The organism is Nocardioides sp. Z50_6, assembly GCF_058215755.1.
Genome location: NZ_JBZAJB010000005.1, coordinates 270,121 through 293,577, shown reverse-complemented (window position 1 = coordinate 293,577; position 23,457 = coordinate 270,121). Strand labels below are relative to the sequence as shown.

21 protein-coding genes are annotated in these 23,457 nt (G+C 72.6%); 11 read left to right on the top strand and 10 right to left on the bottom strand.

The genetic code is table 11. The annotated features are described in order from the left end of the window. Genes AC4BGE_RS14140 through AC4BGE_RS14115 form a run of 6 tightly spaced genes read left to right on the top strand, consistent with a single transcriptional unit; the run spans position 1 to position 6,874 of the window. Complete coding sequence (locus AC4BGE_RS14140) at positions 1–462, top strand: Zn-ribbon domain-containing OB-fold protein (protein ID WP_490575691.1); 462 nt, start codon at positions 1–3, stop codon at positions 460–462. Then, entirely contained in the window at positions 449–2,563 is a 2,115-nt protein-coding gene (locus AC4BGE_RS14135; RefSeq protein ID WP_490575690.1) for a hydantoinase/oxoprolinase family protein, read from the top strand. Before AC4BGE_RS14140 ends, AC4BGE_RS14135 begins: the two co-directional genes overlap by 14 nt. After that, entirely contained in the window at positions 2,553–4,622 is a 2,070-nt protein-coding gene (locus AC4BGE_RS14130; protein ID WP_490575689.1) for a hydantoinase B/oxoprolinase family protein, read from the top strand. The genes AC4BGE_RS14135 and AC4BGE_RS14130 overlap by 11 nt, the downstream gene beginning before the upstream one ends. Positions 4,623–4,672: 50 nt before the next feature. Continuing rightward, positions 4,673–5,416 (top strand): SDR family NAD(P)-dependent oxidoreductase, encoded by a 744-nt coding sequence (locus AC4BGE_RS14125; RefSeq protein ID WP_490572160.1) that lies wholly within the window; start codon positions 4,673–4,675, stop codon positions 5,414–5,416. A 60-nt stretch (positions 5,417–5,476) separates the two neighbouring features. Then, positions 5,477–6,454, top strand: coding sequence for an LLM class flavin-dependent oxidoreductase (locus tag AC4BGE_RS14120; protein WP_490575688.1), 978 nt, complete (start codon positions 5,477–5,479; stop codon positions 6,452–6,454). Between the two features lie 36 nt (positions 6,455–6,490). Continuing rightward, positions 6,491–6,874: an ANTAR domain-containing protein gene (locus AC4BGE_RS14115; protein ID WP_490575687.1), complete on the top strand. Its 384-nt coding sequence runs from the start codon at positions 6,491–6,493 to the stop codon at positions 6,872–6,874. A gap of 4 nt (positions 6,875–6,878) precedes the next feature. On the opposite strand, the gene AC4BGE_RS14110 is transcribed toward AC4BGE_RS14115, so the two are convergent. Continuing rightward, complete coding sequence (locus AC4BGE_RS14110; RefSeq protein ID WP_490575686.1) at positions 6,879–7,007, bottom strand: hypothetical protein; 129 nt, start codon at positions 7,005–7,007, stop codon at positions 6,879–6,881. A gap of 53 nt (positions 7,008–7,060) precedes the next feature. Between AC4BGE_RS14110 and AC4BGE_RS14105 the strand changes: the two genes are divergently transcribed. After that, positions 7,061–7,759, top strand: a complete 699-nt coding sequence (locus AC4BGE_RS14105; RefSeq protein ID WP_490575685.1) for a GAF and ANTAR domain-containing protein — start codon at positions 7,061–7,063, stop codon at positions 7,757–7,759. A gap of 48 nt (positions 7,760–7,807) precedes the next feature. Here the strand turns inward: AC4BGE_RS14105 and AC4BGE_RS14100 are convergent, their stop codons facing one another. From AC4BGE_RS14100 to AC4BGE_RS14090, 3 genes are read right to left on the bottom strand one after another with little or no spacing between them, the layout of a single operon-like run. Continuing rightward, entirely contained in the window at positions 7,808–8,413 is a 606-nt protein-coding gene (locus AC4BGE_RS14100) for a TetR/AcrR family transcriptional regulator (RefSeq protein ID WP_490575684.1), read from the bottom strand. 28 nt (positions 8,414–8,441) lie between these two features. Then, positions 8,442–9,116 (bottom strand): ABC transporter ATP-binding protein, encoded by a 675-nt coding sequence (locus tag AC4BGE_RS14095; RefSeq protein WP_490575683.1) that lies wholly within the window; start codon positions 9,114–9,116, stop codon positions 8,442–8,444. After that, positions 9,113–10,252, bottom strand: coding sequence for an ABC transporter permease (locus AC4BGE_RS14090; RefSeq protein ID WP_490575682.1), 1,140 nt, complete (start codon positions 10,250–10,252; stop codon positions 9,113–9,115). The genes AC4BGE_RS14095 and AC4BGE_RS14090 overlap by 4 nt, the downstream gene beginning before the upstream one ends. 244 nt (positions 10,253–10,496) lie before the next feature. Between AC4BGE_RS14090 and AC4BGE_RS14085 the strand changes: the two genes are divergently transcribed. Further along, a complete protein-coding gene (locus tag AC4BGE_RS14085; protein ID WP_490575681.1) occupies positions 10,497–12,239 on the top strand; it encodes an ABC transporter ATP-binding protein in 1,743 nt (580 codons plus the stop codon). After that, complete coding sequence (locus AC4BGE_RS14080; protein ID WP_490572168.1) at positions 12,236–14,203, top strand: ABC transporter ATP-binding protein; 1,968 nt, start codon at positions 12,236–12,238, stop codon at positions 14,201–14,203. The genes AC4BGE_RS14085 and AC4BGE_RS14080 overlap by 4 nt, the downstream gene beginning before the upstream one ends. Positions 14,204–14,222: 19 nt before the next feature. Here AC4BGE_RS14080 and AC4BGE_RS14075 read toward each other — a convergent pair whose 3' ends face one another. From AC4BGE_RS14075 to AC4BGE_RS14060, 4 genes are all read right to left on the bottom strand, one after another. Then, positions 14,223–16,403 carry a DUF5005 domain-containing protein gene (locus AC4BGE_RS14075; protein WP_490575680.1) on the bottom strand — a complete coding sequence of 727 codons (2,181 nt, stop codon included), beginning with the start codon at positions 16,401–16,403 and terminating at the stop codon, positions 14,223–14,225. Positions 16,404–16,484: 81 nt separating this feature from the next. After that, positions 16,485–16,955 carry a hypothetical protein gene (locus tag AC4BGE_RS14070; protein WP_490572170.1) on the bottom strand — a complete coding sequence of 157 codons (471 nt, stop codon included), beginning with the start codon at positions 16,953–16,955 and terminating at the stop codon, positions 16,485–16,487. Between the two features lie 95 nt (positions 16,956–17,050). After that, positions 17,051–18,091 (bottom strand): DNA polymerase IV, encoded by a 1,041-nt coding sequence (locus tag AC4BGE_RS14065; RefSeq protein ID WP_490575679.1) that lies wholly within the window; start codon positions 18,089–18,091, stop codon positions 17,051–17,053. A 16-nt stretch (positions 18,092–18,107) separates the two neighbouring features. Continuing rightward, complete coding sequence (locus tag AC4BGE_RS14060) at positions 18,108–18,734, bottom strand: trimeric intracellular cation channel family protein (protein ID WP_490575678.1); 627 nt, start codon at positions 18,732–18,734, stop codon at positions 18,108–18,110. Between the two features lie 70 nt (positions 18,735–18,804). Between AC4BGE_RS14060 and AC4BGE_RS14055 the strand changes: the two genes are divergently transcribed. Together AC4BGE_RS14055 and AC4BGE_RS14050 are read left to right on the top strand one after the other, a co-directional pair. Then, positions 18,805–19,467, top strand: a complete 663-nt coding sequence (locus AC4BGE_RS14055) for a DUF2238 domain-containing protein (protein WP_490572173.1) — start codon at positions 18,805–18,807, stop codon at positions 19,465–19,467. A gap of 9 nt (positions 19,468–19,476) precedes the next feature. Then, complete coding sequence (locus AC4BGE_RS14050) at positions 19,477–20,223, top strand: DapH/DapD/GlmU-related protein (protein WP_490572174.1); 747 nt, start codon at positions 19,477–19,479, stop codon at positions 20,221–20,223. Here AC4BGE_RS14050 and AC4BGE_RS14045 read toward each other — a convergent pair. Both AC4BGE_RS14045 and AC4BGE_RS14040 read right to left on the bottom strand, forming a co-directional pair. Beyond that, the gene (locus AC4BGE_RS14045; RefSeq protein ID WP_490575677.1) at positions 20,203–21,699 is read right to left on the bottom strand and encodes a gamma-glutamyltransferase; all 1,497 of its coding nucleotides are present in this window, start codon (positions 21,697–21,699) and stop codon (positions 20,203–20,205) included. The genes AC4BGE_RS14050 and AC4BGE_RS14045 overlap by 21 nt on opposite strands. A gap of 10 nt (positions 21,700–21,709) precedes the next feature. Then, positions 21,710–23,233 (bottom strand): sulfatase family protein, encoded by a 1,524-nt coding sequence (locus AC4BGE_RS14040; RefSeq protein WP_490575676.1) that lies wholly within the window; start codon positions 23,231–23,233, stop codon positions 21,710–21,712. Positions 23,234–23,457: the final 224 nt, after the last annotated feature.

The following is a 23,457-nucleotide window of genomic DNA, read 5'->3' as shown; positions in this document are numbered from 1 at the left end:
GTGCCTGTCTTGGAGCGCGTGGCCGCGGCTCCGGGCAGCGCACCGAACGTCCACCCCGACACCGCCGGCTTCTGGGAGTCGCTGCAGGGCGGTCACCTCTCCCTCCAGCGGTGCGGCGAGTGCCAGACCCTCCGGTTCCCGCTCTCGACGCACTGCCACGAGTGCCTGAGCGACGTCTACGCGTGGGAGCCCATCGAGCCGCGAGGCACCGTGGACGTGGCAGTGCGGGCCCACGAGTCGATCGGGAAGCTCCCGGCCAGCGGAGTGAGCCTGCCCGAGCCCTGGCGGCGGATGACGCCGTACCTGACGGGCTCGGTGGAGATGGAGGCGGGCGTGCGCCTCCCCGGCCGGATCATCTGCCGGTGCAACGAGGCGTTGAAGCCCGGTACGCCGGTCCGGGCCGTCCTGCTGGACGCGCTCGACGGAGCGACTGTGTACGGATTCGTCCATGACTGTGAATGACGAGAGCAAGGAGTTCGTGATGGACGCCAGTGGCGTGTCGGGGTCGGGTGGGTTCTCGATCGGTATCGACGTGGGCGGGACGTTCACCGACCTTGCCTGCGGTGACGGGGAGTCCTTGTGGCGGGCGAAGTCGCCGACGGACCCCGCCAACTTCGGTCGTGGTGTCCTGGGCGCCTGTCGGCTGGTGGCGGAGCAGGTCGGGCTGCCCCTGGACGAGTTCCTCGCCCGGGTGGAGCGGTTCGGCCTCGGGACCACCGCGGTGACCAACGCCCTGGTCGAGAAGCAGGGGGTCCCCGCGGGGCTGCTCACGACGGTGGGGTTCGAGGACACCATCTCGATGGCGCGGTCCCGGCGGGTCTCGATCGACGGCTGGCTGGTCCCGCCGTGGAGCCCGATCGAGCGGTCGGCCGTGGTCGGCATCGAGGAACGGACCGATCGCCACGGGGACGTGCTCGTCCCGGTGGACCTCGAGGCCGTGCGTGCCGCGGTCACCGATCTTGTGGAGAACCACCGGATCGAGGCCCTGGCCGTCTCGTTCCTGTGGTCGTTCAAGAACCCGCAGAACGAGCTCGCGGTCGTGGAGTTCGTCCGCCGCGAGTTCCCAGACCTGCCCGTGTTCAGCGGTGTGGAGCTGCACCCGAGCATCCGGGAGTACGAGCGCAGCCTGGTGGCGGTGCTCAACGCCGTCATCAGCAAGTCCCTGGACGGGATCGAGGCCCTGGCGCACGAGCTGGCCGACTCCGGCCTGCGGGTGCCGCTGCTGCTGCTGCAGACCAGCGGCGGCACGGTGACCCTCGCGGAGGCGCGTCGCTCGCCGGTCGTGCTGGTGGCCTCCGGCCCCGCGGCCGGGGTGATGGCCGCCGCCGAGGTGTGCGCCGACGAAGGCATCACCGAGGCGATCTGCGGCGACATGGGCGGCACCAGCTTCGACCTCGCCGTGATCACCGGTGGTCAGCCGCAGCGCTCCGAGCGCGGCGAGCTGCACGGGATGATCCTCGCGCAGCCCCGGGTGGACACCCTCTCGATCGGGTCCGGCGGCGGGTCCATCGCCTGGGTCGACGGTCGCGGTCTGCTGCGGGTGGGACCGCGCTCGGCGCGGGCGAAGCCCGGACCGGCCTGCTACGGCAACGGCGGCACGGACGCGACGATCACCGATGCGCTCGTCGTCCTGGGATACATCGACCCCACCAGCTTCGTGGGCGGGACCCTGGACCGCGACGCGGCCCTGAAGGCCTGCGCGACGCTGGGGGAGAAGCTGGGCCTCTCCGCGGAGGAGACCGCCTGGGGCATTCGCGAGATCGCCCTGGCCGAGATGGTCAAGGCGACCCGGCTGCACGCGGGGTCCAGCGGCCTCGACCCCCGCGGGCTGTCCCTGATCTCCTACGGCGGCAGCGGTGGCCTGTTCACCGGGAGCATCGCGCTGCAGACCAACATCCCGCAGGTCATCGTGCCCCCCGCGGCCTCGGTGCTGTCGGCGTTCGGCGCGGCCTCGGCCGACGTCCGGCGTCAACGGATCAAGTCCGCGGACGTGCTGCTGGAGCGCGCTGACACCGAGGAGATCGCCGCGGAGCTGAAGCGGCTCGGTGACGCGGTGTTCGAGGACGTCGGTGGTGACGGCGTGCCGGAGGAGGACCGTGCGGTCTCCTTCGACGTGGGCGTCCGGTTCTTCCGGCAGACCTCGGAGGTCTCGGTGCCGGTGGACGGGACGACGTTCGACGTCGAGACCATCCGGAAGGTCTTCCTCGAGCAGTACGGCGCCCGCTACGGCGTGGGCGCGATCGGCCGCAACGCCCAGCTGGAGGTCACCTTCCTGCGGGCCGTCGCGACCGGGCGGCTGCCCCGGGCCACGTTCCCGCGCGACGCCGCGACCTCCAGCGGGGGCGCCCCCGAAGCGTCGTCGTACCGCACGGTCTACCTCGACCGCGACGGTGGCGAGCAGATCCCGTGCTACCGGACCCCCTCCCTGGTGCCCGGCGACCGGATCCAGGGCCCGGCCCTGGCCGACGACGTCGACACCACCGTGTTCGTCCCCCGCGGCGCGACGCTCACGGTGAGCGAGCGCCGCTCCCTGCGACTGGAAGTGAACTCCGATGTCTCTTGACAACATTGCACTCGAGGTCCTGCGGCACCAGCTCGACGCCTTCTGCGGTGAGGGTGCTGCGACCATCCAGCGCACAGCGGTGAGCCCGCTCGTGGTGGAGGGAGGTGACTACTCCTGCACCCTGCTCGACGCCCGGGGCGGTCTCGTGACCGGCGGCGGGCACATCGCGAACCACTTCTTCGCGGCCACCAACGCCGTCGCCGGCGTCTTCATCGAGCACGGCGACGACATCGAGGACGGGGACGTCTTCTTCGCCAACGACCCGCACCGTGGTGGTGGGCTGCACGCCCAGGACGCCTTCATCATGAAGCCGGTCTTCGCCCGCGGTCAGCTGGTCGCGTGGCTGGCGAACTCCGCGCACCTGGTCGACGTCGGCGGCATGCAGCCCGGCTCGTTCGCCCCTGGTGCCACGGACTGCTTCCAGGAGGCCATGCGACTGCCCGCGGTCAAGCTGCTGGCGGCCGGTGTGGAACGCCGCGACACGTGGAACATCCTGCTGAACAACGTGCGGATGGCCGACCTGGTCGAGATGGACATCCGGGGCCTGGTCGCCGGGGTCGACGTCGGCGCGGCCAAGCTCAAGGAGCTGGCGGAGCAGATGGGCCCCGAGGCGCTTCGCGACGGCTTCGACCAGCTCAACCGGCGCACGGAGGAGGCCCTGCGCGCCGAGCTCGAGCTGCTCGAGGACGGCGTCTACCGGTCCACCGGCTGGGCCGAGTGGAACGAGGAGCGCTTCCCGATCCCCTGCACGACCACCGTGCAGGGAGGCTCGATCCGGTTCGACTTCACCGGCACCGCCCCCCAGACGGACCACTTCTTCAACTCGAAGGCATACATCGTCAAGGGCAAGATCGGCGTCGAGCTGCAGCGACTGATCGGCCGTGACCTGCCCCTGAACCAGGGGTTCTACGACGCGATCGAGGTGCACTGCCCGGAGGGCAGCCTGCTGAACTGCCTGCACCCTGCTCCCGTGGGTGCCGCACACATGCCCGCCTCGCACGACGCCAGCGAAGCCGCACTCCGGACGTTCCACGCCGCTGTGGCGGCGTCCCCGGACAGCCCGAGCAGGGAGTTCCTGTCCAGCTCGCAGACGATGTCGGCGAACTCCGTGGTGACCTTCTCGGGGAAGGTCGACTCCGGACGCACCGACTCCTGGATCATGGTCGACGGGTCGGGCAACGGCTCGCCGGCCGGGCACGATCGGGACGGCACCGACTTCAACTTCAACCTCGTCGGTCGCAAGTCCCCGATCCAGGCCAACGACGTGGAGGTCAGCGAGTCCTGGTACCCGATCCGGTTCCTGTACCGGCGCCGCTCGGCCGACGCCTCCGGCGCCGGTCAGTTCCGCGGTGGCCGTGGGGTGGACCTGGAGTTCGCCATCGCTGGTTCGCCGCTCGTCACCGGCGCGACGATCGGCGGGCACGGCTACGTGCCGATGGTCGGTACCGCGGGTGGGGCGCCCGGCCGTCCCGCGAGTCTCGAGCTGCACCACCCGGACGGCACGGTCACGCCGATCGGCAGCAACGAGCAGGGTTTCACCATCCCGGAGGGGCACAGCTACTCCGTGAGGGCCGCCGGAGGCGGTGGTTGGGGTGACCCGCTGGACCGCGAGGTGTCTGCTGTCCTCGAGGACGTCGAGGCGGGACTCATCACCCCCGAGGACGCGCTGGACGTCTACGGCGTCGACGTCAACGACGGGACGACCGATTACCGACAGGTGCTCCTGAGCCAGCGACTGGCCCACGCCCGCCCCGCCGCGGTGCCGCCGGCGCCGGTCGACCCCGAGGAGCTCATGCGCACGCCCGCGCTCCCCATCGCGCCCGGGGTGGAGCAGCGCGGCCGCGTCGCGGTCAGCACCCGCTCCCAGGCCGTCCTGGCCCACGCACCCGACCACTGGACCGAGGGGTGCCCGGTGCTGGTCACCACGGTCAACGAGGGCGTCGAGACCCGTCAGTACCTCGACCCGGCCACGGGCCACGCGCTGCACACGGAGGTGGCGCTGGCCGGGTACGCCCGGAGCTTCGAGTCCAGTCCTCGGCGCTGGGTCAGCGTCGACTGACCGGCTCCGGCACGTATCCCGAGACACCCACCGAACGCGCAAGGAGAACCATGGACAAGAAGGTCATCGTCGTCGGGGGAGCCAGCGGACTGGGCGCAGCCTGCGTCCGCTCGCTTGCTGGAGCAGGAGCCTCCGTGGTCTCCCTGGACGTCGCGGAGGAGCTCGGGCAGCAGGTCGCGCAGGAGACCGGACAGCGGTTCCTGACCTGTGACGTCACGAATCGTGATGAGGTCTTCTCGGTGGTCGACGAGGCCGCCAACGGGCTCGGCGGCCTGGACGCACTCGTGCACGCCGCCGGCGCGTTCGCCCAGGGCCCGGCCGAGGACCTCAGCGACGAGGACTGGGACAAGGTGATGAACGTCAACGCCCGGGGCACGATGCTGACCAACCGCGCCGCCCTTCCGCACCTGCAGAAGGGGGAGCGGAGCAGCATCACCAACTTCGCCTCCTCGGCGGCCCTGACGGCGCTCCCGGACCGGGCCGCCTATGCCGCCTCCAAGGGAGCGGTGATGGCGTGGACGCGCACCATCGCGGTGGAGTGGGCGCGCTTCGGCATCCGCGCGAACGTGCTGCACCCCACCGCGTCGACGCCCATGGTGGACGAGTACCGCCGCAACCTCACCGAGGAGGAGCGGGTCGTCTACTTCGAGAGGCTGCGGGAGCGCGTGCCGCTCGGCGGTGAGTTCGGGGACCCCGACGTCGACATCGCGCCCGTCATCACGTTCCTCGTCAGCGACGGCGCCCGCTTCATGACCGGGCAGAACATCTGCGTCAACGGCGGCTTCTACATCTGAGTGTCCGCAAGCCGTGGGTGCTGGGGGAGGTGAGCACCGGTCGTCGTCGACCGGGTCGACATGAATCTGGGAATCTACCTCGACCTGCGGGGCTCCGAGGAGCAACCGTGGGCCTCCGTCTACGAGCGGGCACTCGCCCTGTGCGAGCGAGTCGACGAGACGGAGGCATCCTCGGTCTGGTTGTCGGAGCACCACGGCTATCCGGACGGCTACCTTCCCCAGCCGCTCACCTTCGCGGCCGCCGTCGCGGCACGCACGCGGCACGTGCGCATCGGTACGGCGGTCCTGCTGGCGCTGCTGCGGCATCCGCAGCAGGTGGCTGAGGAAGCCGCCGTCGTCGACAACCTCAGCGGCGGACGGCTCGACCTGGGACTCGGGGGAGGATCGCGTGCCGCGGAGTTCGCCATGTTCGGGATGTCCCCGCCGACGGCGCCGCTGCGTTCACTCTTCGCGGCCAGGGACGCGATCCGCTCCGCCCTCTCCTCGGGTGGTGTGACACCACCTCCGGTCCAACGCGAGGTCCCCTTGTGGCTCGGCTGCGGGGGCCCGGTGGGTGTCCGTCGTGCTGGACGGGAGGGGTCTCCTCTCCTCGGCGTCAGGCGAGATCTCTGGGAGCACTACCGTGCGGGTCTCGTCGAGGGAGGACACGACGTCGAGCGGGTCGGACGGATGTCCGGTGCCGTGAACGTCTTCCTCACCGATGCGCCCGCGCGTGATCGAGACGTCGTGGCTCAGGCTTACCAGCGTCTCTGGGACACCTACGACGCGGCCCAGCCAGGCCCCGACCGCGCCCCACGCTCAACCTCGACCGACGTCGATGCCGCGTTGGCTGCCGGCCTGGGCGGCGCTTCCCGCGGACTCGTCATCGCTAGCGCGGAGGAAGCCGCGGAGCTGCTGACCGACCACTTCCGCGCAATGCCGGTGGACACCGTCTTCACGTGGGCCTCCCTCTTGGGGTTGCCCCACGAGCTGGCCGACCGGCACGTGGACCTCTGGACCCGGGAGCTGCCCGGCCTCATGCGCGAACTGGACGCGTGAGTCCGTCGCGTCGATGGCGGCGCGGGACGGTCCTGCATGGGGGACGCCCAGGGCGAGCCAGTTGATGAGACCGACGTCGTCTACTCCGAGGAGGAGACCCTCGGCGGCCTGAACCTCTACTCCACCGACTCGGAGACGATCGATCCCGACTCCGTCCACCTCGCCGAGCTGTTCGCCACCCATGCGGCCATCGCGCTGGGGCGGGTGCGCGTCGAGGACCAGCTGAACCAGGCCATCGCCACCCGCAAGGTGATCGGCCAGGCCATCGGGATCATCGTCGAGCGCTACCAGATCCCCTCCGACCGTGCCTTCCAGTTCCTGGTGCGCGCCTCCCAGCACGGCAACATCAAGCTGCGCGACGTGGCCCAGGAGGTCGTCGAGAGCACCGACGAGCGGTACGCCAAGAAGCTCGAGAGCTAGACGCTCACAGCCCGAGCCGGGTGAGCAGCCCGCCGACCCGGTCGCCCGGGTCGTCCGGGTCGTCCGGGTCCTCCAGGGGCGCCCACGAGCCTGCCGGGCGGGTGGGACGTCTGGTGGCCGGTGCGTCCGGCATACCCCCTCGGACGGCGGGGTACGGAGCGTCCGACCGGACGACAGGGGTGGGGTATGGAGCCAGTGCCGGAGACGGCCGCGGTGCTGCGCGACATGGCGCGGAACCATCAGGTGGGCTTGGCGCTCGCCCTCCTGGGCGCGGCGCGACGGGCCGAGGCGATCGTGCCCGAGTGCGTCGGGATGAGCGTGGGTCTGGTCTCCGAGGGCGTCACCTTCACCCTGGTGGCCAACGAGGAGACGGTGGCGGCCGAGGACAGCCGGGATCCTGACCGGGCGCCGTGCCGCGATGACGCTGAGAGCGGCCGGGGCGCGGCCGGCGGGGACCTCTTCGACGAGGAGCGCTGGCTCGACGACGCCCAGGCGGGTGCGGCGGCGGGGGTCGCCTCGACCCTGTCGCTGCCGATCCTCGACCAGGGCGAGGTCGTGGGAAACGTCAGCCTCTACGCCTCGACCCCCACGGCGTTCGAAGGCCGGCACGAGGCTCTCGCGGAGGCGCTGGGAGCCTCGGCCGAGGCGGTCGTGCGCAACGCCGACCTCCCCTTCGAGACCCGCCGCCTGGCCGAGAGCTGCACGCCCACGCGACACGGCTCCCCGGAGGTCGAGGTCGCCGTGGGGATCCTGATGGGCCGTCACGGCGTGGGTCCGGCGGCGGCTCGGGCAAGGCTCCGCGAGGTCGCCCTCCGGGCAGGCATCACCGAGGCCGAGGCCGCGCGCGTGATCACTCGCAGCACCGGCGTCGACTCCTCCGACTAGACCGGACCCGGTGGGCGATGCCTGGGTCGTCCCGCGTCCGGTCCGCCCTCAGGGCAGGGCCAGGTAGCCGGCGAGGACCCGCCGGAGGCGACCGAGGGCCGCCTGCCGCCCCGGTTCCGGAACGGCGCAGGAGAAGTCGTCGTCGTCCGGACGGGCGTCGCGGGCCGCCTGCACGATCATCGCCTGGACGAGGTCGGCCATCGCGGCCGGCTCCGCCTCGCCGAGCGCGGCCAGGGCCTCGCGCAGCGGGACCTGGAGCTGCTCGTGGAACCTCTCCATCGGACCGTGCAGGACCTGCGGGTCCACCACGCCGGCGAGGGCACGGGCGACGGACTGCTCGCTCCCGGTCATCAGGTCCCAGGTGGCCTCGACGTAGGCCCAGACCTTCTCGCCGGGGGTGGCCGCCGCGTCGACCCGGTCCTGGACCCGCTGGGACCAGTCGGGGAAGACCTCGGCGACCACCGCTTCCAGCAGGGCGTCGGCGGAGGTGAAGTACTGGTAGACGCTGCTCCTGGCCACCCCGGCCCGCAGGCCGACGGCGGCGATGGAGGGCGCTTGACCGGTCTCGGAGAGGAGAGCCCGGGCGGCGGAGACCAGCGCCTGCCGCCGCCGAGCGTGGTGCTCGGCGATGGTGGGTGCGTCGATCCTCGGCATGCGGGCCTCCCCTCTTCGACCGGGCGGGTCAGAGCGCCGCCGGCCCCAGTCTGCCGTCGAGCATTTCATAGACCCGGTCGCAGTGGTGCAGGACGTCCTGGTCATGGGTGACCATCAGGGTCCCGACCCCGTGCTCGTGGGTCTCACGGGCCAGCAGGCCGACGACCTCCTGGCTCCGTCGCCGGTCGAGCGCCGCGGTGGGCTCATCGACCAGCAGGAGGTCGGGACGGGTGCTCAGGGCCCGGGCGATGCCGACCCGCTGACGCTCACCCCCGGAGAGCTCGTGCGGTCGCCGCGTCGCCTTGTGGTCCATGCCCACCTCGGCCAGCAGCGCCATCGGGTCCCGGGTCTCCTGGGACCCGCCGAAGGTGCCGGGCAGGCGCACCTGGTCCAGCGCCGTCAGCGCCGGGACCAGGTTGGTGCTCTGGAAGACGAACCCGATTCGGTCGCGCCGCAGCCGGTCGCGCTCCTTGCGGCTGGCGGCGACCAGGTCGACGTCGCCCAGCCGGACCTCGCCCGAGGTGGGAGCGGTCAGGGCGCCGGCGACGGCGAGCAGGCTGGACTTGCCGGACCCGGAGGGGCCGACGATGCCCACCAGCTCACCGGCGGCCACGGTGAGGCTGACCCGGTCGAGGGCGGTGACGGTCTCGTCGCCGTCCCCGAGGGTCAGGGTGACGTCGGCGAAGGTGAGTGCGGCGTTCATCGGTTGCCTCCGAGGGCGGTGAGGGGGTCGACCCGGGTGATCCTGAGCACGGCGACGCCTGCGCCGGCCGCACCGAGGGCGAGCAGCAGGACCGCGGCCCCGGCGATGGGGCCTGCCTCCAGGGCGAAGGGCATGTCGGTGGCGCCGATCGCACTGCCGAGTCCGACGCCGACGGCGATCCCGAGACCGGCGGAGACGACGAGCAGGGCGACCGCCTGGATGAGGCTCTCCCGCAGGAGGTAGCCGGTGCTGGCGCCGAGGGCCCGCAGAACCGCGATCTCACCGCGGCGCTGGATGGTCAGGACGGTGAAGAAGGCGCCCACCACCAGGGCCGAGATGGCGTACAGGAACCCCTGGATGAGCTGGAGGGTCGAGGTCTCGGCGGTGTAGCCGGGGGAGGCGTTGAAGGACTCCTCCAGGGTCATGGAGGTGGTCGAGGCGTCGGCGTCACCGGCCGCGAGGTCGACGGCGTCCTCGTCGTCGGCCCGGACCGCGACGGCGGTGATCTCGTCGTAGACCCGGTCCGGCACCGCGTCGCCGCTGCGCACGCCCGCGCGCGCCTCCTGCCAGCTCTTCAGGGAGAGGTAGCCGACGTCCACGTGGCCGTAGGTGTGCTGGTCGTCGAGGATGCCGACGACCTCCAGCTCCTGGCCGCTCGGCTCGAGGATCACGGTGTCGCCGATCTCGACCCCCTCGTCGGCCGCCGAGCCGGAGAGCACGATCTCGCCGTCGCCGGTCAGGCGGCGGCCCTCGTCGGCCCCGGGGTCCACGAAGGAGCCGAGCTCCACGCCGAACAGGGCGAGGTCGATCTCCGCGCCGCCGTCGGTGCGCCCGTTGACCAGGGCGTTCCCGAACGGGGCGGCCTCGGTGACCCCGGGCTGCTCGGCCCAGGTGTCCACCGCGTCGGCGGTGATCACGCTGCGCGAGAAGGCAGAGCTCTCGTCCACGTCGTGCTGGAAGGCCAGCGACGTCACGGGGAGGCGCTGCAGCCCCGAGACCCCGTCGTTGACCAGTCCGACGGACAGGCCGCTGAGCAGCACCATCAGCACGGAGATGAGCGCGACGACCGAGCCCATCAGGACGAATCGCCCGCGAGCGAAGGAGAGCTCGCGCAGGGCCAGGAACGACGGTCTCATGGGACCCACCTCGTTGTCGACATCATGTCGATAAACATACCGACACGATGTCGGTAAACAAGGAAGGGCCTCCATGAACCGAGTCACTTAGGTACGGTGGGCGGGCGGCCGTGGGTCGCCAACCGTCCCCTGGGAGTCCCGTGATCCTCACCCCGCTCTGCCCCCGGCGCTGCGTCGCGCCCTCGTCTCGCTCCCGGACGGGGGAGCGCGGTGGTGCCGGCACCCCCGTGGCGGGCGGCCGGGTGTGCTGATCCAGCTGCTGCGCGACCGCCTGCGGCCCTACCGCTGGGCGTTGCTGGCCGTCGTGGTCTTCCAGGGGGTCGGCGTGCTGGCCGCGCTCTACCTGCCGAGCCTCAACGCCGACATCATCGACCGAGGCGTCACCACGGGCGACACCGGCTACATCGTGCGTACCGGGGGAGCCATGCTCGCGGTCGCTCTGCTCCAGGGCATCGGCTCGGTCGGCGCCGCCTGGTTCGGGGCACGGACCGCGATGAGCGTGGGACGCGACCTGCGCGGTGCGCTCTTCCACCAGGTGGGTGGCTTCTCCGCCCGCGAGATCGGACAGTTCGGCGCCCCCTCCCTCATCACCCGGACCACCAACGACGTGCAGCAGGTCCAGATGCTCGTCGCGATGTCGTGCATCATCGCGGTCACCTCACCACTGATGATGGTGGGTGGCGTCGTGATGGCGCTGCGGGAGGACCCCGGCCTGGGCTGGCTGCTCGCCGTCGTGGTCCCGGCGCTGTTCCTCTCGGTCGGGCTGGTGGTCAGCCGCATGGTCCCCAGCTTCCGTCTCATGCAGGTGCGCATCGACGCGGTGAACAGGATCCTGCGCGAGCAGATCGCCGGCATCCGCGTGGTGCGCGCCTTCGTCCGGGAGCCTTACGAGACCCGGCGGTTCGCCCTGGCCAACGACGAGCTCACCGACGTGGCCGTGCGCGCCGGCCGGTGGATGGCCACGCTGTTCCCCCTCACCATCTGGGTGGTCAACCTGGGCAGCGTCGCCGTGATCTGGTTCGGCGGCCACCGGGTCGACACCGGCGAGACCGGGGTCGGCTCGCTCATCGCGTTCCTGTCCTACCTGATGCTGATCATGATGAGCGTGATGATGGCGACCTTCATGCTGATGCAGATCCCCCGGGCCGCCGTCTGCGCCGACCGGATCACCGAGGTCCTGCGGACCGAGACCTCCTTGGCGGCACCGGCTGAGCCGCTGCCGCTGGACCCGGCCCGGCGCGGCTGGGTGGACCTGGAACGCGTCTCCTTCGCCTACCCAGGCGCCGCCGACCCGGTCCTGCACGCCGTCTCCTTCTCGGCACGCCCCGGTCAGACCGTGGCCGTGGTGGGCTCCACCGGCTCCGGGAAGACCACCCTGGTCAACCTGGTGGCCCGTCTGGTCGACGTCACCGGCGGGGAGGTCCGCGTGGGGGGCCACGACGTACGCCGGCTGGCGCCGGAGACGCTCTGGGCCGAGATCGGTCTGGTGCCCCAGAAGGCCTGGCTGTTCAGCGGCACCGTCCGCAGCAACCTGTTGCACGGCCGCCCCGGCGCGACCGAGGAGGAACTGTGGGCCGCCCTCGCGATCGCCCAGGCCGACGACTTCGTGCGGGCCCTCCCCGAGGGGCTGGACGGCCCCGTCGACCAGGGTGGGACCAACTTCTCCGGCGGCCAGCGCCAGCGCCTGGCGATCGCCCGCGCGGTGGTACGACGTCCCGCGCTCTACCTCTTCGACGACTCCTTCTCCGCGCTCGACGTGGCCACCGACGCCCGGCTGAGGGCGGCGCTGCGGCCGGTCACCCGCGACGCGACGGTCCTCGTGGTGGCCCAGCGGGTCTCCTCGATCACCACCGCCGACCAGATCGTCGTTCTCGACGACGGCCGGGTGGTCGGCCTGGGCACCCACGCCGAGCTACTGGACGACTGCCCGACCTACCAGGAGATCGTCGCCTCCCAGCTCGGCACCGACGAGGGGGCGCTGGCATGAGTGGCACCGCGGACGGAGCCCTGGGCCGGGTCACGGAACGACCCGGCCGCCCCGAGGGACTGAAGAAGACCGAGCGGATCGCCGGCCCCGGCCCCGGTCACGGTCACGGGCCCGGCGGCGGCATGGTCGGTCAGAAGGCCCAGAGCTTCGGCGAGTCCGGCAAGCGGCTCGTGGGGCTGCTCCGGCCCGACCGGGTGACCGCGTCGTTGGTGGTGGCGTTCGCGGTCCTCTCGGTCGCCATGACCGCCGCCGGGCCGCGGATCCTGGGCCGCGCCACGGACCTGGTCTTCACCGGGGTGCTGGGCAAGAGGTTCGCGCCCGGCACCCCCGAGTCCGAGCTCCCCGAGGCCATCCGGGGCCAAGGCGTGGTGCCCGGCGCGGGGGTCGACTTCGGCGCCGTCGGCCAGGTGCTGCTGATCGCGGTGGGCGTCTATGCCGCCGCGTCGCTGCTGGCCTGGCTCCAGGGCTACCTGGTCAACGACGTGGTGCAGAAGACCGTGCGGCGGATGCGTGCCGGGGTGGAGGAGAAGATCCACCGGCTGCCCCTGGCCGCGATCGACAGGTCCTCGCGCGGCGAGCTGCTCAGCCGGGTCACCAACGACATCGACAACGTGAGCCAGACCCTGCAGCAGACGATGAGCCAGCTGCTGACCGCGGTCCTGACGCTCTTCGCGGTGCTGGCGATGATGTTCGCGATCTCCCCGACGCTGGCGCTGGTCTCCCTGGTCTCGGTGCCGCTGTCGCTGGTGCTCACCCGGGCCATCATGAAGCGCTCCCAGGGCAGGTTCGTCGCGCAGTGGCGGCGTACCGGCGCGCTGAACGCCCAGGTGGAGGAGGCCTTCTCCGGCCACGCGCTGGTGAAGGTGTTCGGGCGCCAGGAGGAGATCGAGCGGACCTTCGCCGAGGAGAACGAGGAGCTGTTCCGGGTCAGCTTCGGGGCACAGTTCATCAGCGGGCTGATCATGCCGACGATGATGTTCGTGGGGAACATGCTCTACGTGGTGATCGCCGTGCTGGGCGGACTGCGCGTGGCCAACGGGACGCTGACGCTGGGGGAGGTGCAGGCGTTCATCCAGTACGCCCGCCAGTTCAACCAGCCGCTGAGCCAGGTCGCCTCGATGGCCAACCTGCTGCAGTCCGGCGTGGCGTCGGCCGAGCGCGTCTTCGAGCTCCTCGACACCGAGGAGGAGCCTGACGACCCGCCGCCGTCACCGGCGAGCATCACCAGCGGTGAGGTGGTCTTCTCCGACGTCTCCTTCGCCTACGACCCCGAGCGGCCGCTCATCCGCCACCTCTCCCTGATCGCCCGCCCGGGGCAGACGGTGGCGATCGTCGGGCCGACGGGGGCCGGCAAGACCACCCTGGTCAACCTGTTGATGCGCTTCTACGACCTGGACGGCGGCCGGATCACCATCGACGGCCACGACATCTCCCGGCTGCCGCGCGCCGAGCTGCGCGGGCGCATCGGGATGGTGCTCCAGGACTCGTGGCTCTTCAAGGGCACGATCCGCGACAACATCGCCTACGGCCGGCCCGAGGCCGACGACGCGCAGGTGCTGGAGGCGGCCCGGGCCACCTTCGTCGACCGCTTCGTGCACTCGCTGCCCGAGGGGTACGACACCGTCCTGGAGGAGGAGGGGTCCAACCTGTCGGCGGGCGAGCGGCAGCTGATCACCATCGCCCGGGCGTTCCTCGTCGACCCGGCGCTGCTGATCCTGGACGAGGCGACCTCCTCGGTCGACACCAGGACCGAGCTGCTCCTCCAGCAGGCGATGGCCGCCCTGCGCACCGACCGTACGTCGTTCGTCATCGCCCACCGGCTCTCCACCATCCGCGACGCCGACCTGATCCTGGTGATGGAGGCCGGCGCCATCGTCGAGCAGGGCACCCATGACGAGCTGATCGCCGCCCGGGGGGCCTACGAACGGCTCTACCGCGCGCAGTTCGAGGCCGCCTCCGGCTGACCGGGCCTAGGCATCACACCTAGGGGAGGCGTACCCGCAGGAAGCGCGGGCGGTACTCCATCGGGTCGGCCAGCACCTCCCCGAGCGAGGTGCGGTTGCGGCTGTAGGACACGACCACGCTGCCGGGGCGGGGCAGCAGGTCGGGGTGGGCCAGCGGCATGTACCGCAGGTGCCCGGTCTCGACGTCGGAGGGCAGGTCGGCCACCGCCGTGCCCTGGTCGAAGGGACCCCACGGGTGGGGCGCGGTCCACACCACGACCTGGGAGCCCAGGAACTCGTCACGCTTGCTCAGCGCGTACCAGGTGCCGTCGCGCTCGAAGACCGACAGCGTCTGCGACGTCCCGCCCTGGGCGCCGACGAGCTCGACCGCGTCCTTTTCCTCGGCCGACCAGCCCACGCCGTCCCAGTAGCGCCAGGCGTCGAGGTCCTGGACCTGGTCGGGGCGGACCCGCGCCACCCGGAGCGAGTAGCCGAAGGTGAGGTCCTCGGGGCTGCTCGCAGTCCCGTAGACGTAGGCCCAGCCGTCCCGCACGACCGACGCCGCACCCCAGGTCGGGCGGGTGACGTCGGCACGGTCCGGGCCGAGGTCGGTGACCGAGACGAGCTGCGGCGGCCGGCCGGGCGCCACCACGAAGACGGCCACGGCGCCCCCGAGGTTCTCGAAGTCGAACGGGCCCGTGCCGGTCTTGCGGACCCGCTGGGCGGCAACGCCGACCAGGTCGTAGCCCGGCCGGGGGCTCACGTTGACCGACATCGGCCAGTAGCCGACCCTCTCCCCGTCCCCGTCCCGGTCCCCGACCCCGGACCCGGATCCCGGGCGGTCCGGGATCACGGCGCCGCCGTCGGCGGGGAGCACCGCGTGGATGCATCCCCCGTCGAGCAACAGCATCGAGTTCCGGACGAAGGTCTCGGGGGTGTCCCCGACGCGGCGCAGGGTGTCGCCGAAGACGAGCAGGCGCCTCCCGTCCTGGAGGACCGCGCTCGCACCGACGTCGCCTCCCCGGAAAGCCCCGGTGCCGCGGACCTGGCGCGAGAGGCGGTTGAGGTCGGCGACCGAGTCCAGCCGGCCGGTGGCCACGCACCGGGTCTGGGTGGCGCCGTCAGCGACGGGTGCCGCCGCCGGGAGGTCCCCAGGGGTGACGAGCGTGAGCAGCACCGCCAGCAGCCCGGCGCTGGGAAGGACGAGGACCCCGACCCGCATTCGCCACGAGCGGGGGACCGACGGTCGGCGCGGCCGGTGGCGGCCGCCGGCGCCCGGCTCCGGTACACCTGCCTGGGGGGTCGCCACCACGCGCGTCCGCTCCCGACGGGACGCCACCAGGGCGAGGACGGCCACCGCGAACCAGGCGGCCAGCACCAGCCCGGCGCGCGCCACCCCGCCGCCCTCGAAGAGGGCCACCCCCTCCAGCGCTTGTCGCGTGGCTCCCGACGGGGTCCAGGCCTCGACCAGCCGCCACGGCCGGGGCATCAGGTAGGGGTCCAGGCCGACGAGCAGCGGCGTGGCCAGGACGACGAACGCGGAGAAGCTGAGCGCCATGCCGACCAGCCCCAGCAGGGTGCCGAGCGCCAGGGTCAGCACGGCGGGGAGCAGCATCACCGCCCCCAGGATCACGGCCAGCTCCGCCCGCTGCGTCCCGCTCACCGGGCCGAGCACCTGGGCGGCGAGCGTGCCCAGCAGCAGGCTCGCCACGGCGAGCACGGCCACCCGGCGCACGCCGTCGCGCAGCCGGGCCGGCGAGGGGCCGAGGAGCAAGTAGATCCCCATGGCGACCACCAGGCCGAGCACGCTGGCGGCGACGCCGACCCTGGACAGCGTCGTCCGGCTCACGTCGGAGGGCGAGGTCTCAGAGACGCTCAGGGTGCGGCCGTTGGCCCGCAGCACCTGCGCGACCTGCTCCTCGACGGCCTGGTTGAGCTGCGGTGCCCGGTGGCGGTGGAGGACCAGCTCGTCCTCGGTGTGCGCCAGGTCCATCACCAGGGCACCGACCACGCGGCCCTCGGCCACGTCCCGGACCGCCTTGTCGCGATCCGTCGCCGCGACCCCCGCCAGCGGGGCACCGGGGAGGTCGTCGGCCCGCTCCACCAGGGAGGTGCTCACGACCCCCGGAGCGACGATGGACAGGGGAGCGTCGTGGAGCCGGGGTCCGGCGGGCCCGAGGAGCAGGGCCACCACGGCGCCCTGCGCGAGGAGCAGGGCCACGCACAGCGCCAGCACCCGCGCGGGGACCGCGTGGGCCGGTCGGTCACGTCGTCCGGCATCCGCCACGACGGGGGCGGACGATCAGTCGGTGAAGGGAACGGCCTTGCGGACGGCCCGGCGTGACGACTTCACCCCGGACTTGGCCGCGCCCAGCACTCCCTGGCTGAGCAGGGTCAGCCCGGCACCCACCAGCCACACGTCCTTGGCCACCGCGATGCCGTCGGGGCTGGGGCGGATCCCGTCGTCCAGCGTCATCGACGGCGTCCGCAGGTACATGCCCACCAGGGCGGAGCCGAAGCCGGTCAGGGCCGCACCGGCCACCGTGGCCGGGACCATCGGGGCCAGCAGCGCGGCTCCCACGGCGATCTCGCTGTAGGCGAGGATCTTGGCGAAGCGCTGGGGCTCCATGTCCTCGAAGACCTGGGGGTAGGCGCCGGCGGCGGCGCTGTGGAGGTACTGCGCCGTGCCCTCGTCGGCACCCAGCTTGCCGATCCCGGAGTTGAGGATGAACGCGCCGGTGGCGACTCTGATCGGGACGTGGGTCGGGTGCATGGTGTCTCCTCGAGCGACGACGGGCTGACGGACTGTCCTCGACCATAGTCGCCGGGCCCGCACGCCGGACAGGAGCCGCCCGCCGCCCCGATCGCTCAGGAGTCGGCCGGCACCATCTCGGCGCGGACCCCCAGCAGCCGGATCGGGCGGTCGTCGTGGAGCTCCTGGAGGAGCGCGAGCGCCGTCGCGAGGATGATCTCCACGTCGTAGGTCGGGGCGGCCAGCTTGCGGACGCGGGTGGTGGTGAAGAACGGGGCGAACCTGACCTTGAGCCCGACCCGGGCACAGGGGCGCCCTTCCTTGCGGATGTCGGCGACCACCTGGGCGGCGAGGGCGGCGAGGGCCGCACCCACCTCGTCGGGGGAGACCAGGTCTCGCTGGTAGGTCGTCTCCCGTCCGTGGGCCCGCGGCACCCACGGGGTGTCGTCGACCCGGGTGCGCCCGCGCCCACGGCCCGCACGACCGTAGTGGGGCCCCATGGCCGGGCCGAACTCCGCCACCAGGACCTCCTCCGGCGCGGCGGCGAGCTCGTGGACCGTGGTGATCCCCAGGGCCTTCAGCCGCGCCGCGATCCGGGGTCCCACGCCCCACAGCGCGGTGGTGGGGCGCTCGCCCATCACCTTGGACCAGTTCTCCTCGGTGAGCAGGAACGTCCCCTGCGGCTTGCCGAAGTCCGTGGCGATCTTGGCGCGGAGCAGGGTGTCGCCGATGCCGACCGAGCAGTGGAGCCCGGTGGCCTCGAGCACCTCGGCCTGGAGCTGCCGGGCGGCCGCCTCCGGATCGTCGGTGCGCAGGCCCACGAACGCCTCGTCCCAGCCCAGCACCTCCACCACGGCGCCCGGGTGGGCCCGCAGCGTCGCCATCACCGTCTCGGAGGCCGCCTCGTAGACGGGGCGGTCCACGGGCAGGAAGACCGCCTGGGGGCAGCGTGCGAGGGCCGTGCGCAGCGGCATGCCGGAGCGGATGCCGAACTGCCGCGCCTCGTAGGAGGCGGTCGAGACGACGGCGCGCTCGGTGGGATCGCCACGTCCCCCGACCACGAGGGGAAGGCCGGCCAGCTCCGGGCGCCGGAGCAGCTCCACGGCCGCCAGGAACTGGTCCATGTCGACGTGCAGCACCCACTCAGCGCCTGCCATGGAGGCACCGTAGCCCTCAGTGCCATCGCGGGGTGGGGGCGTTGAGCTGGTACCGGACACCGACCATCCGGATGGCGAAGCAGAGGAGCGCGCCGCCCACCGCCGCGACGGCGCCGTAGCGGCCGGCCTGCTCGGCGAGCGCGACCACCAGCGCCCCGGCCATCGCGGGGATGGCATAGAGCTCGCTGCGCAGCACGACCGGGACCCGGCCGAGCAGCACGTCGCGCAGCGTGCCGCCACCCACCGCCGTCACGGCGCCGAGGATGACCGCCTGGGCCAGGCCCACCCCCGCGCCGAACTCCAGTGCCTTGCTGGCCCCGGTGACCGCGAAGAGGCTCAGGCCCGCGGCGTCCAGCACCAGGACCGTGCCGACGAAGCGGTCCAGGTGCGGTCCGAAGAGGAAGGCGATCAGGCTGCCCGTCGCCGCCACCGCCAGGTAGCGCCAGTCGAGGAACGTGGCCGGCGGCTGCGAGCCGAGCAGCACGTCCCTCAGGATCCCGCCGCCCAGGGCGGTGAGCATGCCCAGGGTGAGGACCCCGACCAGGTCGAGCCGGGCCACCCGGATCGCGATCAGAGCGCCGTTGAGGGCGAAGGCGAAGGTGCCACCGAGCTCGAGGGCGAGGAAGAGGTGTGAGGGGCCCATTGCTCAGGTGTAGCACCAGCCCCGCTGGAGATGCCGCCCAGACGCGCGGGCCCGGGTAGCATCGCGCCGCGTGAGCGTCGAGACGAACCCCAGCCCAGTGTCCCCGACGGGAGTCGTCCGGCAGCTCGACCTGGTCCTGAAGGGCCTGCTGCTCCTGATGCTGGCCTTCACCGTGATCGACCCGGCGTGGGCCAACCTGGAGGGCAAGGCTGCCGAGGCGCGCTCCATCGCCTACCCGATGCTGGCCTTCACGGTGCCCGTGCTGTGGTGGGTCTTCTGGCGCGACCGGGCGCCGTTCCCGTGGCTCGCCGACCTGCTGGTCACCGTCACCTGCTTCTCCGACGTCCTCGGCAACCGGCTGGACCTCTACGACAAGATCGTCTGGTTCGACGACTGGATGCACTTCTTCAACCTGGTGCTCATCGGGGCCGCCGCGGTGATGCTGAGCCTGCCCCGCGGCACCAGCCTGGGCCGGTGCCTGGAGCGCTCGCTCGCCATCGGGTCGACCGGGGCGGTCGCGTGGGAGATCGGGGAGTACTTCGCCTTCATCAGCGGCTCGGAGGAGCGTCGCTTCGCCTACGTCGACACGCTGGCCGACCTCGGCCTGGGGGTGGTCGGGGCCGTCGTCGGCGCCGTGGTGGTGCACGGGTCGTGGCGCCGCGGGCTGGCGCTGCCGTCGGCTCCCCACCCGGCGGCCCTGGGTTCGGCCACCAGCGTGGTCACCGGCAGGTAACCTCGCGCGGTGACCTCCCTGCGACGCCTCGTCAACCGCGCCCTGCACCGGGCGCACGAGCTGGTCGAGTGGTACGGCGCCATCGCCCCGGGGACCGACCGGGGCGACGCCTTCGGCTCCCTGGGCCCGGGCAGCTGCGTGGCGTTCCCGCCCGGCTCCCTGATGGGGTTGGAGTCGGTCCACATCGGGGAGGGGACCCTGGTGGGCCGGGGCTGCACCCTCTCGGTCGGCTACACCGCCGACGACCCGAGCCGTCCCGAGCGGGGGCTGGTCATCGGGGACAGGTGCGTGGTCGGCGCCCGCTCCACGCTGACGGCACACGAGTCGATCGTCCTGGGCGACGACGTGTGGTTGGGCCAGGACGTGTTCGTCTCCGACGCCTCCCACGGCTACCAGGACCCCGAGACCCCGATCGGCATGCAGCTGGGCGCCCACCAGCCGGTGCGCATCGGGTCGGGGAGCTGGATCGGCCACGGGGCGATCGTGCTCCCCGGCACCGAGATCGGACGCAACGTGGTGGTCGGCGCGGGCTCGGTGGTGCGGGGGATCGTGCCCGACCACTGCGTGGTGGTCGGTGTGCCCGCCCGGGTGGTGCGACGGCTCGAGCCCGGCGTGGGCTGGGTCGCCGCCGGCGACGCGGAGGACGTGCGTCCCGCCCACTCAGCCGACGAGGTCGCGGCCGCCCTCGACACCCTCGAGGAGAGCCACCCCGCGCGGACCCAGCTGCGGGAACGGCTACGAGCCGTCGCCGGCTGAGGAGTCGAGCACCAGACGCACTGCGCCCTCGCGCCGCGGGTCGGCGGCCGCCTGGAGCCGCCCGTCGGGATGGGCCAGGGCCACGCCGACCCCGCCGTAGTACATGGACAGGGCCGACTCGACCTGGACCTCCTCCTCGGGCGTCCCGGCCCGGTGCACGTGCACCCGCGGGTGGTGGACAGCCTCCTGGAGACCCATCCCGCCCACGAACCCGGCCAGCACCTGCACCACGGCGGTGGAGATGCGACTCGCCCCCGGGGAGCCGACGGCCAGCACGGAGCCGTCGTCGTGCCTGGCCACGGTCGGTGCCATGTTGGACTGGAGACGGGTGCCGGGCGGGGCCGCGTGCAGGCCGCGCGCGTTGAGCTCCTGCTCGCCGAGGCTGTTGTTGAGCCAGATGCCGGTGCCCTCCCCGACCATCCCGGAGAAGTAGCCCGACGACACGGTGACCGCGCAGGCCCGCCCGTCGCTGTCGGCGGTCGAGACGTGGGCGGTGGAACCCGAGCCGAGCACCTCCGGGCCGGTGCCGTCGAGCATGGCCAGGAGCTCCTGCGCGGCGGCCTCGGGGTCCTCGGCCCGGTCGAGATGGGCGTGCCGGTGGCCCAGCACCGCCCGCTGGACGCGGATCAGCCGGGCCACCTCGTCCTCGTCCCACCCGTGGCGCGGCCGACCGTCGAGTAGGCGGAGCATCGCCGCCACGCAGACCCCGCCCACCGACGGCGACGGCGTCGTGGAGAGGACCCACGGACCGGTGCGCTGCAGGATCGAGGTCCTGGTCAGGGGCCGGTAGGAGGCCAGGTCCTCGGGCCCGAGCAGGCCGCCCCGAGCCCGCACGTCGGCGCCGATGGCCTGGCCCAGCTCGCCGGAGTTGAGGGCGTGCGGGCCGGAGCGGGCGATCAGCTCGAGGGAGGACACGAGGTCCGGGATGGCCAGCGGGTCGGTGGTGAGGTTGCCCTGGGAGTCGTGGATCGTCGCGGCGCTGACCGGGTCCCAGCCGAAGATGCTCTCGTGGACGTACTCCAGGTAGTAGCGGGAGGCCGCGCCGAGCCGGAACCCGTGGCGGGCGACCTCCACTGCCGGGGCGACCACCTCGGACCAAGGAAGTGCGCCCTCGCGGGCGTGCGCCTCGCCCAGGGCGAGGACCGCGCCGTGGACGGCCACGGAGCCGGGCCCGATGGTGATGTCCACGCCGCCGCCGTACTGGCTGTGGACGTCCCAGGTCCCGGTGCCCGGGGGAACGTCGAGACCGCGGCCGGGCATGTCCATCCAGCCGTCCACGGTGTAGGCGGCCCGGTCGCCCGGCGGCTGGACGGTGACGAACCCGCCCGAGCTGAGAGAGACGAGCCCGACCTCGTTGACCATCGTGACCAGGACGGCGGCCACGGCCGCGTCGACGGCGTTGCCGCCCAGGCGGGCGACCTGCTCCCCGGCATCGGCCGAGGCCTCGTTGGGAGCGGCGATCGCGACGTCGGTCATGGGCAGCACGCTAGTCGCCGCTGGCACCGGTTCCGCGGCCCGGCGGCGGGTCGGGCTCCGGCAGGGGTCCGAACCGGCGGTTGCAAGCCGGTCCGGCGCAGGTGAGCAGCTCGTCCCGGCGCGCCCGCAGCTCGGCGAGGACCGGCCCGTAGGCCGGGTCCGGGGCGCGGTCGACCAGCTGGAAGGGATCGACCAGCAGGTCGTGGAGCACCTCGCCGCTGCCGTCCTCGCGGGAGCCGTAGAGGTACCGGTCGGTGCGGACGCCGCGCACGTCCCAGCCGTCCCCGTCGCTGCGGCCCGTCTGCACCAGCAGGGTGTCTCGCGCGGGCGCCCCGGTCGCGGGCCCTGGGGTGAGGGACGGATCGCGCAGCAGCGGCGCGAGGGAGACCCCGTCCTGGAGTCGCCGCGGCTCCACCTGGGCCAGGTCGGCGAAGGTGGCCGGCAGGTCGACCAGGGTGACCGGGGTCGTGGAGACCGAGCCGGGCGGGACGTCGGGGCCGGCGACCAGCAGCGGAACCTGCAGGGCCTCCTCGAGGAGCATGTTCTTGCCCACCCGGCGGTGCTCGCCGAGCAGGTAGCCGTTGTCGGAGGTGAAGAACAGGTAGGTGTCCTCCCACGCTCCTGTCTCCTTGAGCGTCTCCACCAGGCTGGCGACCGCTCGGTCGACGGCCTGCAGGCTGCGGACCCGGGCCCGGAACTCGGCCCTGAGGTGCGCGGGGCGCCGTACGGTCCGGCGCACCTCGACCCGGCCGCGGGCGTCGACCTGGTCGCGGTTGAAGCTCGGCTTGTCGAAGGACGGCGGCCGGAGGTCGGCGAACCGGCCCCGGTCCTGCGCGGCGGCCGGGGGTGGGGTACGCCGGCCCCGCTCGTCGAACCGGTAGTGCGGGGCCAGGTGCCAGGACAGGAGCAGGAAGGGCTCGTCGGTCGCCGCGAGCTCCCGGACCATCCGGTTGGTCGTGTCCTCCAGGACCTCGGTGACGTAGGCGTCGCGGTAGGGCTGCTCGCCCCCACCGACGTCGAGGCTGAAGTTCCGGTAGTCGTAGATGCCGCGGCTCAGGGCGGCCCAGCGGCTCCACCCGGGCTGCGCGCCGTCGCCGGGCCCGTACTTGTTGAGGTACTTGCCGACGAAGGCGGTGCGGTAGCCGGCGGCGGCGAACCAGTCGCCCAGGGTCCTGGCCGGGTCCATGGAGTCGAAGCCGCCGTGCGGCCCGTTGTTGTGCCGCACGCCGTTGTTCTGGGCGTACTGCCCGGTGAGGAGCTCGGCGCGTGCCGGGCAGCAGAGGGGGTGGGGGGAGAGGGCGTCGGTGAACTCCATCCCCCCCTCGCCCAGGGCCGCGCGGGTCAGCGGCATCCACCGCAGCTCGGCGTCGGACTGGTCGTCGGTCATGACCAGGACGATGTTGGGCCGGTCGGCCGGCTCGCCGCCGGCCGCGTCGCGCGGCTCGGCGCCGGTGCGGTCGGCCACGGACGCGCCGAGTCCCGCGAGGAGGACGAGAGCGGCGCCGGTCGCGACGTGCTTCCAGGCTCTGGGCATGACGACGTGGAGCTTCCCGCCTCCGAAGTGGTTCCGGTCGACCCGGGCGGCCGGGCCGAAGACGCCAACCATACGGCGAGGTCGCTAGAGTGACCCCATCGTCTGCCCGGATCCGAAGGAATGCCACACAGCTCATGGACGGCCCTCAAAGTAGCCATCCCTTCCCGCCCTCGATCGTGAGCGGTCCCGCACGCCCCGGCCCTGCCCGGGCCCGGCGCGGAGGT

Excerpts from the sequence above, each read along its gene's own strand:
- AC4BGE_RS14135 (WP_490575690.1), top strand. The coding sequence starts at position 449 with ATGACTGTGAATGACGAGAGCAAGGAGTTCGTGATGGACGCCAGTGGC.
- AC4BGE_RS14130 (WP_490575689.1), top strand. The coding sequence starts at position 2,553 with ATGTCTCTTGACAACATTGCACTCGAGGTCCTGCGGCACCAGCTCGAC.
- AC4BGE_RS14125 (WP_490572160.1), top strand. The coding sequence starts at position 4,673 with ATGGACAAGAAGGTCATCGTCGTCGGGGGAGCCAGCGGACTGGGCGCA.
- AC4BGE_RS14120 (WP_490575688.1), top strand. The coding sequence starts at position 5,477 with ATGAATCTGGGAATCTACCTCGACCTGCGGGGCTCCGAGGAGCAACCG.
- AC4BGE_RS14115 (WP_490575687.1), top strand. The coding sequence starts at position 6,491 with ATGGGGGACGCCCAGGGCGAGCCAGTTGATGAGACCGACGTCGTCTAC.
- AC4BGE_RS14110 (WP_490575686.1), bottom strand. The coding sequence starts at position 7,007 with ATGCCGGACGCACCGGCCACCAGACGTCCCACCCGCCCGGCAGGCTCG.
- AC4BGE_RS14105 (WP_490575685.1), top strand. The coding sequence starts at position 7,061 with ATGGAGCCAGTGCCGGAGACGGCCGCGGTGCTGCGCGACATGGCGCGG.
- AC4BGE_RS14100 (WP_490575684.1), bottom strand. The coding sequence starts at position 8,413 with ATGCCGAGGATCGACGCACCCACCATCGCCGAGCACCACGCTCGGCGG.
- AC4BGE_RS14095 (WP_490575683.1), bottom strand. The coding sequence starts at position 9,116 with ATGAACGCCGCACTCACCTTCGCCGACGTCACCCTGACCCTCGGGGAC.
- AC4BGE_RS14090 (WP_490575682.1), bottom strand. The coding sequence starts at position 10,252 with ATGAGACCGTCGTTCCTGGCCCTGCGCGAGCTCTCCTTCGCTCGCGGG.
- AC4BGE_RS14080 (WP_490572168.1), top strand. The coding sequence starts at position 12,236 with ATGAGTGGCACCGCGGACGGAGCCCTGGGCCGGGTCACGGAACGACCC.
- AC4BGE_RS14070 (WP_490572170.1), bottom strand. The coding sequence starts at position 16,955 with ATGCACCCGACCCACGTCCCGATCAGAGTCGCCACCGGCGCGTTCATC.
- AC4BGE_RS14065 (WP_490575679.1), bottom strand. The coding sequence starts at position 18,091 with ATGGCAGGCGCTGAGTGGGTGCTGCACGTCGACATGGACCAGTTCCTG.
- AC4BGE_RS14060 (WP_490575678.1), bottom strand. The coding sequence starts at position 18,734 with ATGGGCCCCTCACACCTCTTCCTCGCCCTCGAGCTCGGTGGCACCTTC.
- AC4BGE_RS14045 (WP_490575677.1), bottom strand. The coding sequence starts at position 21,699 with ATGACCGACGTCGCGATCGCCGCTCCCAACGAGGCCTCGGCCGATGCC.
- AC4BGE_RS14040 (WP_490575676.1), bottom strand. The coding sequence starts at position 23,233 with ATGCCCAGAGCCTGGAAGCACGTCGCGACCGGCGCCGCTCTCGTCCTC.